A 17138-nucleotide genomic window follows, 5' to 3' on the forward strand; every position below is an offset into this window, starting at 1 on the left:
ACGTTTTCCTTATTCGATGATGTCGCCACGTAACAAATATTTACATACCGCTACGGTGCTTACAAAGCCGAGCATTGCTATCAATAGCGCTGCTTCAAAGTAAAGCCCAGTGCCCATGCTCATACCATATAAAATGATCAGTGCTATGGTATTTATATACATAGTATCAAGCGCTAAAATTCTATCTGGTACTGACGGACCAACAACCAAACGCCATAAATTGAGTAATAGCGATAGGCCAATCATTGCAAAGACGATTAAGAACACCGTTTCTAACATTGAAATATCTCCTTCAGTGGCGCTTCATAACGTTTTTTAATTGTATTGATAAGCTCTTGTTCGTCATTCAAATCTAATACATGTATTAGTAAATAACGTTGCTTTGGCTTCTCACCTTTTGGCAGTGATTCTGGAATTGGATACACTTCCGCACTTACTGTTCCCGGGGTTAGCGATACAGTGCTTGCCAAAATAGTAATAGGCATTGAGTGGCTTAAATCTAAAGGAACTTTAACAAACGCAGGACGTAATTTTTTAGTCGGCCCTAGTATCAGTAATGCCACCTGTAGATTAGCAGTAATAATGTCATATAACACAATAATTAGCTGCTTTAGGGCTAACCCTGGCTTAATGATCAGTGGCTGTGGGACACGAAATGGAAATGTCGCCAATGGAATTAAAATAGCAAAAACCGTAGCCAATACTAAGTGCCCAGCAGATACACTATTATTAAGTAACAGCCATACCACAAACAATAGACCACTACGAAAAGGCGTTGGCAACCAACTAAAACGTGATTCTAAACGCATTATGAACCTCCCCCAAGTACAGTGTTAATACCACCGGTTATATCATGTAGCTGCGTAGCAGCAGCGATCATATATTCACTCACTGGACCACCAAATATAACTAATAAAGGCGAACATATTAATAAACCGATTACCGCAATAATTTGTAGTGGCTGGGCTTTTACGCCTTCAGTTAACTCACTATCTTGGTGTTTACGTTCCCAAAACAGACTAGTCCCAGCACGTGATAATGCCACCAACAGCGCAAAACTGGCAATTAAGTAAACAGGCCAAAACAACAGTGCTTTTTCACTATCTAATGCTGTTTTTAAAATCCACACTTTACCTACAAACCCTGAAAGTGGCGGCATGCCGATCACACTCAAAGCGGCAATAATAAAACAAGCACCTAGCAATAGAGGTTGTCCTACCGCTCGCCCTGCTGCAAAACGATCTGCGACTTTTCCGCGTTGATGAGAAATTAAATCAGCGATTAAAAATAATGCCGCACACACTAACGTTGAATGTACTAGGTAATACAATAATGCAGCAGTAGCATTAATATTTTGAATTGCCACTAAAGCCACCAACGTACCAACCGATACGATCACCAAGTTAGCGGTGAGTTTACGCAAATCTTGAGCTGCAATAACACCGATTGCACCCGCAATAATTGTTGCCACAGCTAATCCCCACAACCAAGGTTGTGCCATGTGGGCAAGTTGCCCTGCTTCATCGCCAAAAATAACCGTATATACGCGTAACATTGTATACACGCCTACTTTCGTCATTATCGCAAATAACGCAGCCACTACGGGCATTGCACTAGCGTAAGTATTAGGTAACCATAAATGCAATGGCAATAACGCGCCTTTGAGTGCAAAAACAACAAGTAGTAATAAGCCACCTATCTTGGCTAGGTAGACATCATCACCTTGCAACTGAGACATTTTTTGCGCCATATCGGCAATATTTAATGTTCCCAGTACACCGTATAAAATACCAAGTGCAATCAAAAAAACACTAGAGCCAATTAGATTTAAGCTAACGTACTGAATGGCTGAACGGGTCTTATGTTTATCACCGTCATGCATCAATAATGAATATGAGGCAATTAATAGTACTTCAAAAAATACAAATAGATTAAATAAGTCACCTGTTAAGAAAGCGCCATTAACACCCAGTACAAGGAAATGTACTAATGGGTGAAAAAAGCCTCCTTTCTCGTCATCACCTACACAGCTATATAAAGTAACAACCAAGCCTAAGAGTGAAGTAAGACACACTAATAACACAGAGACTAAATCAGCAACAAGTACAATACCAAATGGCGCTTGCCAATCACCAATGGCATAAACAATGATGCCTGAATGCAACACTTCCCATAATAAGAACGCACTCACTAACGTACTTAGAAAAGCCATAAATACAGAAGCTACACGACGAATTGGAATACTTTTTCCACACGGTGGTAGCAGTAAAATAACCCCAGCCAACATAGGTAATAAAATGGGCCAAGAAGCAATGTGCTGAATCATTTGTGCTCCTTATGTTCAATTTTTCCTAAGTGACCATCAACATGATCATTGCCTAAATCTGCACGGCCACGAATTGCAAGTATCACAACAAATGCGGTCATTGCAAAACCTATTACTATTGCTGTTAATACCAGTGCTTGTGGCAGCGGATCTGCATAATCAGCACCGGTACCTAATACTACTGCTTTATTAATAGTTAAACGCCCTGACGAGAATAAAAACAAGTTCACTGCATATGAAAGCATTGTAAGCCCTAATACAACCGGAAAAGTCCGTGCTCGTAGGATCAAATAGACCCCACAAGCGACTAATACACCAACGCATGATGCGTATAACAATTCCATTAAATATTTACCTCATTTTTTGGAGTATCGGCTGTTAATTTACCTAAACTGGCGAGAATCATTAATGTCGCGCCCACAACAGTCAAATACACACCTAAATCAAATATAATGGCACTTGCCAATTCTGTTTTGCCCACAAATGGGAAGTCAAAATAATCAAACCATGTTGTTAGAAAAGGCCTATCAAATGCCCAACTACCCAATCCAGTAAACATTGCGATAGCAATACCTGAGGCGATAATTTTACGGTAATTAACATCAAAGCGTTCAGTGATCCAAATAGAGCCGTGAGCCATATATTGCAAAATAAATGCAATAGCGGTTACCAAGCCTGCGATAAATCCACCACCAGGTAAGTTATGACCACGTAAAAAGATATATGCTGACACTAATAGCGCTAATGGTAATAAGCTTTGTGAAATACTTGCTAATAATAGTGGGTGGCGCTCACGTGCCCATGGGCGACCTTCGCTATCACTTGCTGGCATAAATAAAGGTAAGTTAGTAAGTACTTTATAAATACCTAATGCAGCAATACCTAATACCGTGATTTCACCGAGCGTATCAAACCCCCTAAAATCGACAAGAATTACGTTCACTACGTTTGTACCACCACCGCCAGTTTTAGCATTAGCAATAAAAAAGTCTGATATTGACTCAAGCGGCCTTGTTAATAACGCATAACAAATACTCGCTACAACAACTCCCATTGCAGAAGCAATACTTAAATCACGTATTACACGTAATGAGCTTGATTCTTTTGGTGTACGCTGTGGTAAAAAGAACAATGCTAGCATCAGCAGAATCACCGTAACTACTTCGACTGTTAGCTGTGTTAGTGCTAAATCAGGTGCTGAGAAACGTGTAAACGCCACTGACACCATCAACCCAACAATTGACAACATTAATAAAGATACCACGCGTGAGCGATGCCAAATTACGGTGCTAATTGCACCTATAATCAACAGCCCAGCGCCAATTGCATTATGAAAATCGATCGGAGTACGCGGCGCTGTGCCTGCCAGTGCTTCCATTTCGAATAATGGCCAACCCGCGCACAATAACACCACGCCTAACATTACAACAATGTAGCGTTGTAATGAGCCATTCTCTACACTGCGTACTTTATCTCGACTCCATTTAATAATGTTATAAACAAAACGTTCAAAAGTTTTCTTGGCATTTAATGGCGGCAATGACGCCTGGAATTTAAACAAATGTTTACGCTGAATATAAATAAACACGCCACCCACTACAGCCATCGCGCTCATAAGTAATGGTAAATTAAAGCCATGCCAAATTGATAATTTAAACTCTGGTGTAGCCTCTCCAAGCACCGCTAATGACGCCGCTGATAAAATACCGTCAACCACAAAGTGTGGAAACATACCGACCAATAAACACAACACAACCAGAATTTCGATTGGTACACGCATATAACGCGGTGGTTCGTGCGGTGTTTTAGGTAAATTAATTGGGTCACCATTAAAAAACACATCGTGAATAAAGCGTGCAGAATAAGCCACAGAGAAAGCAGCCGCTAGCGTTGCTAACACAGGGATAAGCCACGACATTGAGCCTAATATCTGTTGGTGTAGCGTTTCTGCAAAAAACATTTCTTTTGACAAGAAACCATTTAATAACGGTACTCCTGCCATTGCAGCGGCTGCAACCATCGCAAGAGTGGCGGTATAAGGCATAAAACGCCACATTCCGTTGAGCCTGCGCATATCACGCGTGCCAGTTTCGTGATCGATAATACCCGTGGCCATAAATAATGACGCTTTAAAGGTCGCATGGTTAATGATATGAAATATCGCCGCGACAGTGGCAAGCTCAGTATCCAAACCAAGTAACAGTGTTATTAAACCTAAGTGACTAATCGTTGAGTACGCCAATAGCCCTTTTAAGTCATGCTTAAATAAAGCGATATAAGCACCGACTAATAACGTTGCTAAACCAGTCATAGCGACCAAGATAAACCAGGTATCAGTGCCCGCCAGTGCAGGGTAAAATCGTGCTAATAAAAAGATACCGGCCTTAACCATTGTTGCCGAATGTAAATATGCACTAACTGGCGTCGGCGCAGCCATTGCATGTGGCAGCCAAAAATGAAACGGAAACTGTGCAGATTTAGTGAAGGCGCCCAACAATACAAGTACTAATGCAAGCTCATATAAATCATGCGATTGGATCAACGCTTTGCTAGCTAAAATAACATCTAAATTATAGCTACCAACTATATCACCTAGCAATAACAAGCCACCAAGTAACGCTAAGCCACCTGCACCTGTAACGGCCAGTGCCATACGAGCACCTTTTCGCGCTTCAGATTTATGCCACCAGTAACTAATTAATAAAAATGAGCTGATACTGGTCAATTCCCAAAATAACCAGAGCTGGATGACGTTATTTGACATAACAATACCCAGCATTGCCGTCATAAACAGCATTAAATAGCTGTATAGCTTAGGCATTGAATCATTACTACTTAAGTAATAACGGGTATAAAAAATAACGAGTAAGCCAATACCTAGAATCATAAAAATGAACAGTAAGCTTAAACCATCTAAACGAAAGGCTATTTCCATGCCAAGAGCGGGGATCCACTGCGCGGTAAAGCGAATCGTCTCACCAGCCAAAACGGCGGGCGTATGATAAATCGCAATTGCTAAAGCGCACAGTGGCGCCATCATAGTAAGGCTCGTAGATTGGTTACGAGTCAATTTGCCGGTGCATGAAGAAATAACACTGCCAATTAAGGATAGCAAGGGTATCCAGAGCAAAGTCATAGTGAGAAACCTTTTAAAGTCATAAGAATATCAATACGTCGCTAGTTAATTTTAGTTGTGTACTGGTCATTGTGAATGGTTATTTATTTTTGCTTATTAAAACAATTATAGTGGGTATAGTTATACTGATCAGGGATCATTTTGTCTATAGTGAGGGCACCTACCCGCCGTTATTTTGAACAAATTTAACGTCGATTTTATATTATTTACAACTTTTATGCCTATTCGTTTTATTTATCATTTTATCTAAAAAGAAATTTTCTCTTCAAGCTGCGTGAAATAATCACCAAAACGTATCGGTTGCTCTGCTGGGTTTGCTATTTGCTTTAACCATAATTGCTGATATTGTTGCGAGAGTGGGATCTGTTGATATTGCATTATTGACCAATTTTCACTGGGTTTATACGCTTTTATTGCTGTCTGACAACTATCACTTTGTTGCCAACCAATAGGCGGCGCCACTCCATTTGCAATAAATAAGTTTGGCGCTACAAAGCCTTTTTGCTGGCATAACCATGCTTGCTTAGTTGCTGGTAAAACGTACTCATCTTCAAAACCACTGAAATGCATGAGCTCATGTAAAAATAATCCGTAGTGACTCGCTGAATTTAGGTGCATGATTCCACCACTGACGTTACCTAAACCACTGCGTGTCATCATCACAATAAAGTCAAATCCAGTTGGCCATACTTTATTATTAACAAGCGGCCGCCAATCGCATCGTGCTGCATGCTCTGGATGTTGTTGACAGTTTATTGAGTCCCCTAAGTAAATGGGTTTACTAAAACAAAAGCTTCCTGCTCTTGGTTGAGGTTCTATTTGATAGCGGGTTTTAAATATATTGAGTTGTGCTAAGCCTTGGCGATGATCTGTCATCATCAGCACATTAAACTCACAATGCGATTGTGCTTGTTGCTGTGCAAAAGATAATAAAAAACCCTCATGGCTTGCAAAGCGTTGATCAATACTCGCTGGCGCCGCACTATATTGTAATTTTAATTGCTCTGCTGCATCGCTTTCAGGCAACAACTGCAGCTGTGATAATGCGGTTAAATCGTCCCAACGCTCTAATTTCAGCAATAACGCACTGAGTTTACGGCGTTTATCAGCATTTTGTTGGGCAGCGCTCGCTCGCCAAAAAGGTAAGGCAGATTGCCCCTTACCATTTTTTAATAAGCGTAATGCCCAAACAAACTGTGCATCAGCTTCACCGCTCAAAGCTAATAAATATAATGTAGGATCGGGCAAAGAACTCAACAGGGATTTAAAATCATCAGCAAAGCGGTAATAGTTTATAAAAATCGAAGTCGGGGTATGTTTTACATGCCAAAAAGCAAGAGCGTGATGCTGATTCACCGAGCTAGGTAACCCTCCTAAGCTCAGTATAACAACAACGCTGATTAGCCATTTAACTAGCGTTATCACCAGCCATTAACTCAAGCTCTAAACGTGCATATTTATATTCAACAAATTCATGGACATTAGTTGCAAGCGTTAACCTAAAAAAGTCTGCTGCTTGATAATTAAGCCCTTCTGCTTGATACATTTTTGCAAGATAAAAATAAGCCTCACATAAACGTTGAGCATATTCTTGCTCTGACTTTACACCTTCGCTGATGGTTGCCAAAAAAGAATGTTCGCTCATATCACCTAAATACAATGAAATTAGCCCATATGCCCACTGGCTATCGTCTAGTCCTTGTGCATTTGCTTTTAGATTTGCAAGAGCTTTTATTGGTTCATCATCAGCTTGCGCAAGGTAAAGCCATAAAACACGATATGGGTCACTTGGTGCACGGGCTAAAAACTCAGACAGATCAGCCGATGCTAATACAGGTCTGTTTCCATAATAGAGCGCAATACCACGATTCAAATATGCATATTCATGCTGTTCATTGAGCTCTAGTGCAGAATCAAAAAGTTCGTAAGCTTTTTCATATTGCTGCATCAAGGTGTGGTGAATACCTAAAAAGTTATACACCTCAGCCAAGTTGGGCTTTAATTGTACAGCGCGATTAAAATCAATACGTGCCAGCGTCGGCATCCCTAAGCTATCGAATAATACTCCACGGTCGTAATATAACTTAGCTTGTTGTTCTGGCTCTAAATCAGTACGATTTAATAGCTCTGAGTAACGCGCTATCGCTATTTCACTACGAAAATCAGACGCTAAAGGAGCTGTAAAAGGGACGTTTACAATTGGCGTTGGTTCAGCTTGAGACGTTGACTGACAAGCGCTTAAAGACAAAACAGCAAACGATGCTAAAGCGATGTGTTTAAGTATCATTAAAATCCTTAATACCTAGATAAGTAGCAAACAGATAAGACAAGTGCTATCCAAAGAGGTTTCATTAAAGCATAAAAAAAGAGGCTATACAGCCCCTTTTTTATGCTATCCAGAGAATATCTGGATTAAATATCAACAATTAAGCGTCAGTAGGTGCGTCAGCTGCAGGTGCTGCTGATTCCATTGCTTCTTTGATACTTAGACGTACGCGACCTTGGCGATCTACTTCTAGTACTTTAACTTTAACTTCTTGACCCTCAGAAAGGTGATCAGCAACGTTATTTACGCGCTCAGTACTAATTTGAGAAATATGTACTAGACCATCTTTACCAGGAAGAATGTTTACGAACGCACCGAAATCAACGATACGTACAACTTTACCTTCGTAGATAGTACCTACTTCAAGCTCAGCTGTTAATTGCTCAATGCGGCTAATTGCATTTGCTGCGCTTTCGCCGTCAGTTGCTGCAATTTTGATTGTGCCATCATCACCGATTTCAATCGTAGTACCTGTTTCTTCAGTAAGTTGACGAATAGTTGCGCCGCCTTTACCGATAACTTCAGCAATTTTCTTCTGTGGTATCTTCATTGTGTAGATACGTGGAGCAAACATTGAAAGTTCTTCAGACGGTGCAGATATTGCTTCGTCCATCACACCTAGAATGTGTAAACGTGCAGCTTTTGCTTGTTTAAGCGCAATTTGCATGATTTCTTGTGTGATACCTTCAATTTTGATATCCATCTGTAGTGCAGTGATACCAGCAGCAGTACCCGCCACTTTAAAGTCCATGTCACCTAAGTGATCTTCATCACCTAAGATGTCAGAAAGAACAACGAACTTCTCATCTTCTTTAACTAGGCCCATCGCGATACCCGCAACAGAAGCTTTGATTGGTACACCTGCATTCATAAGTGCAAGTGAAGTACCACATACAGAGGCCATTGAAGATGAACCATTTGATTCAGTGATCTCAGATACAACACGGATTGAGTAAGGGAACTCTGTCAATGTTGGCATTACAGCTGCAATACCACGCTTAGCTAGGTTACCATGGCCGATTTCGCGACGCTTAGGAGAACCAACAAAACCAGTTTCACCTACGCAGAACGGAGGGAAGTTGTAGTTAAGCATAAAGTGGTTTTTGTGCGTGCCAGTTAAATCATCGATTAACTGTGAATCACGCTCTGTACCAAGTGTAGCTGTAACAAGTGCTTGAGTTTCACCGCGCGTAAAGATTGCAGAGCCGTGAGTACGTGGCAATACGCCAGTCATTACATCTAGTGCACGGATCATATCTGGTTCACGACCATCAATACGTTTCTCGCCAGAAGCGATACGGCCACGAACGATTTTCTTCTCTAATGAACCGAATACTTTGCCAACTTCTTGCTTGTCTAGAGACTCGCCTTCAGCAAGTTCAGCTGTTAATACTGCAACAACTTCATCTTTAGCTACGCCAAGTGCTTCTTTACGAGCAACTTTATCAGTGATGCGGTAAGCTTCGCCTACTTTCTCAGCTGCAATAGCGGCTACTTTATCTTCAAGCGCTACGTTTTTCGCAGGTGCAGTCCAATCCCATGTAGGCTTACCTGCTTGTGCTTTAAACTCTTCAATTGCAGTAATGATCGCTTGAGATTGCTCATGACCATATACAACAGCACCAAGCATTACGTCTTCTGCAAGTACGTTAGCTTCTGACTCAACCATAAGTACCGCTTTATCAGTACCTGCTACCACTAAATCAAGTTGGCTTTCTTCAAGCTCTTTTAATGTAGGGTTAAGTACATATTCACCGTTGATATAACCAACGCGAGCAGCACCAATTGGACCACTGAATGGGATACCTGAAATAGCTAACGCCGCTGAAGTACCAATCATCGCAACCATATCAGGTTGGATTTCAGGGTTAACAGAAACAACAGTAGCAATAACTTGTACTTCGTTTACGAAACCGCTTGGGAAAAGTGGACGAATTGGACGGTCAATAAGACGTGCAATAAGTGTTTCACCGTCGTTAGGACGACCTTCACGCTTTAAGAAACCACCAGGGATACGACCAGCAGCGTACATACGCTCTTGGTAGTTAACTGTTAGCGGGAAAAAGTCTTGGCCAGGTTGCGCTTCACGCTTACCAACAACAGTTACTAAAACTGATGTATCACCAATGCTTGCTAGTACTGCGCCGTCAGCTTGACGTGCGATAGCACCTGTTTCGATGGTCACTGTGTGCTGACCTAGTTGGAATTCTTTAATAATTGCTTGCACTTAAAATGTTCCTTAAATGTGTTCTAATAAGTTGTCATCAAAGTACCAATTACAGTACATAATTGTATTCAGTTGGAAATCAATTAAGTACTACAATTGGCAATGATGCGAATAAGCGTAGACAAACCTTTTTATCTACGCGCGTAGTATATACCAAAGCCACATAAAAATGCGAGTCTAGCGACTAGATAATACAGACTCTTGATGTCACTTTACTTACACGTATAGTCCAGAAGTTATGATGGGGATTTCAACTTACTTTTCAAGCGTTTTAGGATAAAAGCAGCAAAATATTTGACAAATTTTAGGCACAAAAAAAGGAGCTAAAAAGCTCCTTTCTATGTAATCTAGTTCTTAGCGACGTAGGCCAAGTTCTTGGATTAACGCAGTATAACGTGCAATGTCTTTACCTTTAAGGTAATCAAGCAGTTTACGGCGGGTGCTTACTTTACGAAGCAGACCACGACGTGAGTGGAAGTCATGCTTGTGATCAGCAAAGTGACCTTGAAGCTTGTTGATATCAAAAGTTAAAAGTGCAACTTGTACTTCAGGTGAACCAGTGTCGCCTTCAGCGCGTGCGAATTTTGCAATGATATCGATCTTTTCTTGATTACTTAGTGACATAATAACTCCAAAAATAAAATTTAAAAGGTGTCTTAGCCGATCACTAATTCAGCCAAAACGATTAAGCGGGCGTATTCTACCAAGTATGGGGATAACTACAAGTTAATTATCCCCATCTATGGCTAATAGCCAGCTTTAAATAACAACTTTAGCTATTCAGGTTTTACGTAATCATCTTGCTGACTGGCAAGTCCACGCTTCACTTTTAAGTGACCATTAGCATTCGCTTCGCCTGTACCGATGAAAACACCATCAGCCAATACCTTAATTGAACCATCAGGTAACGCTATTGGTAATTCGACCGCCTGCCCGTGACTAAACACAGAGCCTTGCGCTTTCGTTATTTCAACAACCGGTAAATCAACTAACGCAGTATCAATTGGTAATAGCAACGCATCTAAATAAGTTGAAAGAACAATTTCTTCACTTTTCGCTTTTGCAAGTAGCGCTTCAACTTCATCCAAGGAGACCATTTTATCTGCCGGGTACTGACCAACAGCGGTTCTGTGTAGCATAATAACATGTGCGCCACAGCCTAAATTTTCACCTAGATCGTCTACGATGGTACGAATATACGTCCCTTTTGAGACGTGGGCCGTCATTTGAATTTCATTGCGCTGTTCATCAAATTCATCGAACGTTAAGCTAAACACATTTATTTTTCTGCATTTACGAGGTACTTCAATCCCTTCGCGCGCATACTTATATAAAGGTCGCCCTTGATACTTAAGTGCTGAGTACATTGACGGGTATTGATCAGACTCGCCAACAAATGCGGCAATTTCTTTTATCAGTTGCTCACGCGTCACATTGACATCTTTGGTACTGACAATTTCACCATCAGAATCAGACGTTGTAGTACGCTCGCCTAATTTGGCGCGCACAACATAGGTTTTGTCAGTATCAAGTAAAAACTGCGTGAACTTGGTAGCCTCACCAAAGCAGATCGGCAGCATACCCGTTGCAAGCGGGTCAAGAGCACCTGTGTGCCCCGCTTTTTGTGCAAAATAAGCACCCTTAGCTTGCTGTAATGCTTTATTTGATGAAATACCGTGTGGTTTGTTTAACAACAAAATACCGTCAACAGGACGGCCTTTACTGCGCTTTGCCATCTGTATTTGTGCCTTCTTCGCTATCTGTTTCGTCATCTACTTGATTAACGTCATCAACGCTATCAGCTTCGTCATCTACATGCTTAGCATTGTCTTCACGAATGATTGAATCCACTAAGTTAGAAATGCGCATGCCTTCCATCAGTGAGTTATCAACTACAAACTTCAGCTCCGGCATAATACGGGCGCGAATACGTTTACCCAATAATGAGCGGATGTATCCTGTTGCTTCGTTTAATACGTTAGCACTTTGCTTCGCTGCATTTTCATCTTCTATATTAAAAACAGTAATGAATACTTTAGCGTAAGACAAGTCGCGTGATACTTCTACAGCAGACACTGTCACCATGCCTAAGCGTGGATCTTTTATTTCACGTTGCAATATAACAGCAATTTCTTTTTGAATTTGCTGAGCAACACGATCAGTACGAGAAAATTCTCTCATTATACTTTACTCTAAAATTATAACTCATTGAGAAATATAAATAAGTTATTTAAATAATGGATACACAAATGGGGGCTAAGCCCCCATTTATAATCTTAGCTTACGAGCAATTAAAGAGTACGTTGTACTTCAACTGTCTCGAATACTTCGATTTGGTCACCAACGCGAACGTCGTTGTAGTTCTTAACGCCGATACCACATTCCATGCCGTTACGAACATCAGCAACATCGTCTTTAAAGCGACGCAGTGACTCAAGCTCACCTTCGTAGATAACCACGTTTTCACGTAATACACGAATTGGCGCGCTACGCTTAATCGTACCTTCAGTAACCATACAACCAGCGATAGCGCCAATTTTTGGTGACTTAAATACGTCACGTACTTGAGCAAGACCAATGATCTCTTGCTTGAACTCAGGTGCTAACATGCCAGACATGGCTTGTTTAACTTCGTCAATCAAGCTGTAGATTACACTGTAATAACGTAAATCTAAGTTTTCAGTCTCAATCACTTTACGAGCAGATGCATCAGCACGAACGTTAAAGCCAACCACGATTGCGTTAGATGCTGCAGCAAGTGTTGCATCTGTCTCAGTGATACCACCAACACCAGAACCAACAATCTTCACTTTAACTTCATCTGTTGACAATCTAGTCAATGAATCAGAAATCGCTTCGATAGAACCCTGAACGTCTGCTTTAAGTACTACATTAACTTCAGACACATCGCCTTCAGTCATGTTAGTAAACATGTTTTCAAGCTTCGCTTTTTGCTGACGCGCTAACTTAACATCACGGAATTTACCTTGACGGTAAAGTGCAACTTCACGCGCTTTACGCTCATCTTTAACAACAGTTGCTTCATCACCAGCAGCTGGAATGCCTGATAAACCTAGGATTTCAACTGGGATAGAAGGACCTGCAGAGCGAATGTCTTTACCGTTCTCATCGCGCATTGCACGAACACGACCATACTCAAGACCACATAATACAATGTCACCTTGATTAAGCGTACCTGATTGAACAAGTACAGATGCAACTGGACCACGGCCTTTATCAAGACGAGATTCAATAACAACACCAGCCGCCATACCAACACTTGGGGCTGTAAGCTCAAGTAGTTCAGATTGGTTTAATACCGCTTCTAGAAGCTCATCAATACCTAAACCAGTTTTAGCAGAAATATGCACGTACTGTGTATCACCGCCCCACTCTTCAGGAATAACGTCTAGTTGAGCAAGCTCATTCTTAACGCGATCTGGGTCTACGCCTTCTTTATCCATTTTGTTAACAGCAATGATTAAAGGAACGCCAGCTGCACGCGCATGCTGTACTGCTTCTTTAGTCTGTGGCATTACACCATCATCTGCTGCTACCACTAGGATTACAATATCAGTCGCTTTAGCACCACGAGCACGCATTGATGTAAACGCCGCGTGACCTGGAGTATCTAAGAACGTGATCATGTTGCCATTAACATCAACATGATAAGCACCAATATGCTGTGTGATACCACCCGCTTCACCTGATGCCACTTTCGCTGAGCGAATGTAATCAAGTGTTGATGTTTTACCATGGTCAACGTGACCCATTACAGTTACTACTGGAGCACGAGGCTCAGACTTACCATCTTCATGGCGGTCATTTAGTACTGTTTGCTCTAATTCATTTTCTTTAACAATGATAACCTTGTGACCCATTTCTTCTGCAACTAACTGTGCAGCTTCTTGGTCAATCACTTGGTTAATAGTAACCATGTCACCCATTTTCATCATTGTTTTAACAACTTCAGCGCCTTTAACTGCCATGCGTGATGCAAGCTCAGCGACTGTAATTGTTTCACTAATACGCACTTCGTTTTTAACATCAACAGTTGGTTTTTGGAAACCGTGCTGTAATGATGCTGGTGCTTTTAGCTTACCTTTTTTGCCTCTCGAAGGAGAAAACTTCTCTTTCGCTGGGGCTTTTTTCTTTTTCTTCGCACGGCGTGTACCTTGCTCATCACGAGCATCGGCAACATCTTCTGCTTCACGTGCGTAAGTTGAAGTCGTAAGATGGTGATCCGCTGTCTCTTCGCGTTTCTTACGTTCTTCTTCTTCTTTCTTCCAGCGTGCTGAGTTTTCTTCAGCTAGCTTTCTTGCTTCTTCTGCTTGACGTTTCGCTTCTTCTTCAGCTTTCTTCAATGCGGCCTCTTCTGCTTCTTTTTGCAGACGCTCAGCTTCAACGCGATCTTTCTCTGACTTAGCGCTTTGCTCTGGGGTCATCTGCTTCTGTTTTGCTGCACGTTCAGCATCTGCTTTACGTTTAGCTTCCTCTTTTGCTTTACGGTCAGCCTCTTCTTTGGCTTTACGCTCTGCATCTTGTTTTGCTTTAAGCTCAGCAGCTTCTTGCGCTGCCTTTTGCTCAACTTCACGACGAGCGGCTTCTTCAGCTGCTATACGTGCTTGTTCTTGCTCTTGCTCAATAGCGCTTTTCTTCACGTAAGTACGGGTTTTGCGAACCTCAACCTGTACAGACTTTGCTTGACCTGTAGAGCCAGTTACACTCAGTGTGCTTTTGCTCTTACGTTGTAAAGTCATACGTGCAGGGCCATCTGAGCCTGTGCCGCCATGTTGCTTGCTTAAGTGATCAAGTAACGTTGCTTTTTCAGCTTCAGTTACATTATCACCTGCTTGCTTAGTGATACCGGCTTGCGATAGTTGTTGAAGTAATTTATCAACAGTTGTACCAATATCCCCGGCTAGTTTTTCAACATTTACTTCTGCCATAGTCTCTAATACCTCCGTTAATAAATTACTCGTCTGCGAACCAACAAATATTACGTGCAGCCATAATTAGCTCACCCGCTTTCTCAGAAGAAAGCTCTGTAATATCTACTAATTCGTCAATACCTTGCTCTGCTAAATCTTCTAACGTAACAACCCCTTTGCTTGCCATAACAAACGCTAGGTGACGTTCTAACCCTTCAAGTGCTAATAAATCTTCAGCAGGCTCTGCACCTTCAAGGCTTTCTTCTGTTTTCAATGCTTTCGTTGTTAATGCATCTTTTGCACGCGAACGAAGTAAATCAACCATTTCTTCATCTAAACCATCAATTTCTAAAAACTCAGCAGCTGGTACATAGGCTACTTCTTCAAGTGTTGAGAAACCTTCATTAATAAGCAATGACGCAAAATCATCATCGATATCAAGGTTTTGTGTAAATAAGTTAATTAGCTTGTCTGACTCAGCTTCGTTCTTAGTACGCATGTCTTCAACTGTCATTACGTTTAATTCCCAACCAGTTAACTGGCTAGCAAGACGAACGTTTTGACCGTTACGACCAATTGCTTGTGCTAGGTTATCAGCTTCAACAGCGATATCCATAGAATGCGTATCTTCATCCATTACGATAGATGCAACTTCAGCCGGTGACATTGCATTGATAACAAACTGTGCTGGATTATCGTCATATAGTACGATATCAACACGTTCACCACCAAGCTCTGTAGACACAGCTTGTACACGTGCGCCACGCATACCAACACACGCACCAATTGGATCAATACGTTTGTCGTTAGATTTTACAGCGATTTTAGCACGTGAACCTGGATCACGTGCAGCGGCACGTAATTCAATCATCTCTTCGCCAATTTCTGGCACCTCAATGCGGAACAACTCCATCAGCATTTCAGGCTTAGAGCGCGTTACAAATAACTGTGCGCCGCGTGCTTCTGGTTTTACTTCGTAAAGTAGACCACGAATACGATCGCCTGGACGGAAGTTTTCACGAGGTAACATGTCATCACGGTAAATTACCGCTTCTGCATTATTACCTAAATCAAGCACGATTGCATCACGCGTTGCTTTTTTTACAACACCCGTTACTAACTCGCCTTCTTGATCTTTATATGCTTCAACTACTAATGCGCGTTCAGCTTCACGTACTTTTTGTACGATTACCTGTTTGGCCATTTGTGTTGTGATTCGGTCAAACTTGATTGATTCAATTTGCTCTTCAACAAAGTCACCCATTTGTAGATTTTCATCTTCAACTTGTGCAGCTTCTAATGTAATTTCGCTGTATGGGTTTTCAAGTGAACCATCTTCAAGTACTGGAGCAATCTGCCAACGACGAAATGTGTCGTAGTCACCCGTTTTACGGTCAATTGCTACACGAACTTCAATTTCGCCAATATGTTTTTTCTTAGTCGCTGTCGCTAATGCGAACTCTAACGCTTCGAAAATCTTTTCTTTTGGAACCGCTTTCTCATTGGAAACGGCTTCAGCAACCAATAATATCTCTTTTGCCATGGGTAATGCCTCGCTTGCCCTATTCCTTCGCACTCGTATTAAAACTTTGCGATGATGTTCGCACGTTCAACGTTGCTCAGCATGATTAGATGCTCAGCACCATCACTTGATAGTGTGATCATATCACTGCTAACTGATACTAAGTCGCCTTTAAAATTACGACGACCATCCTGTGGAAGTTTAGTACGTACGCGTACTTCCTCTCCTTGCGCCTTCTCGTAATGGTCTTGTTTGAATAATAGACGATCAACACCCGGAGACGACACTTCCAAATCATATTCGTTTGTAATTGGGTCTTCGACGTCTAAAATTGCGCTAATTTGACGACTTGCGTCAGCACAATTATCGACTGAAATCCCCGCTTCATGATCAATGTAGACTCTAAGCGTAGAATGGCGACCGGCTTGCACAAACTCAAGACCATGTAATTCAAAGCCTAACATCTCTACTGACGGTGAAAGCATGGTTAATAAATCTTGCTCAAGTTTTGTCACGAAAATCCTCCATACAAACAAAAAAAGGGCTTATAGCCCTAAAATACTTAACTTATTCCTTGGTATAAAACCAAGTGGTGCAGATACAACAACGCCCCGAACCAAGCGGGGCGTCACACCTAAAGCATAAAACTGTGTGGCCATGGGCCAAGCTT

The 17138-nt window shown here is 41.5% G+C and carries 14 protein-coding genes; all 14 read right to left on the minus strand.

The window, feature by feature from the left end; translation table 11 throughout:
* Window positions 1-9: 9 nt before the first annotated feature.
* The 14 genes from ADS77_RS15215 to rimP all read right to left on the minus strand — a co-directional run bounded on the left by ADS77_RS15215 (window position 10) and on the right by rimP (window position 16983).
* A complete protein-coding gene (locus tag ADS77_RS15215; protein ID WP_016707651.1) occupies window positions 10-279 on the minus strand; it encodes a K+/H+ antiporter subunit F in 270 nt (89 codons plus the stop codon).
* Complete coding sequence (locus tag ADS77_RS15220; RefSeq protein ID WP_054206014.1) at window positions 273-809, minus strand: Na+/H+ antiporter subunit E; 537 nt, start codon at window positions 807-809, stop codon at window positions 273-275. Before ADS77_RS15220 ends, ADS77_RS15215 begins: the two co-directional genes overlap by 7 nt.
* Window positions 809-2326 (minus strand): monovalent cation/H+ antiporter subunit D, encoded by a 1518-nt coding sequence (locus ADS77_RS15225; protein ID WP_054206015.1) that lies wholly within the window; start codon window positions 2324-2326, stop codon window positions 809-811. Before ADS77_RS15225 ends, ADS77_RS15220 begins: the two co-directional genes overlap by 1 nt.
* Window positions 2323-2670 (minus strand): Na+/H+ antiporter subunit C, encoded by a 348-nt coding sequence (locus ADS77_RS15230; RefSeq protein ID WP_054206016.1) that lies wholly within the window; start codon window positions 2668-2670, stop codon window positions 2323-2325. The genes ADS77_RS15225 and ADS77_RS15230 overlap by 4 nt, the downstream gene beginning before the upstream one ends.
* A complete protein-coding gene (locus ADS77_RS15235) occupies window positions 2670-5462 on the minus strand; it encodes a monovalent cation/H+ antiporter subunit A (RefSeq protein ID WP_054206017.1) in 2793 nt (930 codons plus the stop codon). Before ADS77_RS15235 ends, ADS77_RS15230 begins: the two co-directional genes overlap by 1 nt.
* A gap of 246 nt (window positions 5463-5708) precedes the next feature.
* Entirely contained in the window at window positions 5709-6818 is a 1110-nt protein-coding gene (locus tag ADS77_RS15240; protein ID WP_152960628.1) for a hypothetical protein, read from the minus strand.
* A gap of 52 nt (window positions 6819-6870) precedes the next feature.
* Window positions 6871-7749, minus strand: coding sequence for a lipoprotein NlpI (gene nlpI / locus ADS77_RS15245; protein ID WP_054206019.1), 879 nt, complete (start codon window positions 7747-7749; stop codon window positions 6871-6873).
* A gap of 139 nt (window positions 7750-7888) precedes the next feature.
* Complete coding sequence (pnp, locus tag ADS77_RS15250) at window positions 7889-10015, minus strand: polyribonucleotide nucleotidyltransferase (protein ID WP_054206020.1); 2127 nt, start codon at window positions 10013-10015, stop codon at window positions 7889-7891.
* A gap of 354 nt (window positions 10016-10369) precedes the next feature.
* Window positions 10370-10639: a 30S ribosomal protein S15 gene (rpsO, locus tag ADS77_RS15255; protein ID WP_016707659.1), complete on the minus strand. Its 270-nt coding sequence runs from the start codon at window positions 10637-10639 to the stop codon at window positions 10370-10372.
* Window positions 10640-10791: 152 nt separating this feature from the next.
* Window positions 10792-11751 (minus strand): tRNA pseudouridine(55) synthase TruB, encoded by a 960-nt coding sequence (gene truB / locus ADS77_RS15260; RefSeq protein ID WP_054206021.1) that lies wholly within the window; start codon window positions 11749-11751, stop codon window positions 10792-10794.
* Window positions 11735-12196, minus strand: a complete 462-nt coding sequence (gene rbfA / locus ADS77_RS15265; RefSeq protein ID WP_054206022.1) for a 30S ribosome-binding factor RbfA — start codon at window positions 12194-12196, stop codon at window positions 11735-11737. The genes truB and rbfA overlap by 17 nt, the downstream gene beginning before the upstream one ends.
* 110 nt (window positions 12197-12306) lie before the next feature.
* Window positions 12307-14964: a translation initiation factor IF-2 gene (infB, locus tag ADS77_RS15270; protein ID WP_054206023.1), complete on the minus strand. Its 2658-nt coding sequence runs from the start codon at window positions 14962-14964 to the stop codon at window positions 12307-12309.
* Between the two features lie 25 nt (window positions 14965-14989).
* Window positions 14990-16489 (minus strand): transcription termination factor NusA, encoded by a 1500-nt coding sequence (nusA, locus tag ADS77_RS15275; protein ID WP_054206024.1) that lies wholly within the window; start codon window positions 16487-16489, stop codon window positions 14990-14992.
* A 38-nt stretch (window positions 16490-16527) separates the two neighbouring features.
* Window positions 16528-16983, minus strand: coding sequence for a ribosome maturation factor RimP (gene rimP / locus ADS77_RS15280; protein ID WP_054206025.1), 456 nt, complete (start codon window positions 16981-16983; stop codon window positions 16528-16530).
* Window positions 16984-17138 lie beyond the last annotated feature (155 nt).

The organism is Pseudoalteromonas porphyrae, assembly GCF_001298125.1.
Classification (GTDB): Bacteria; Pseudomonadota; Gammaproteobacteria; order Enterobacterales; family Alteromonadaceae; genus Pseudoalteromonas; species Pseudoalteromonas neustonica.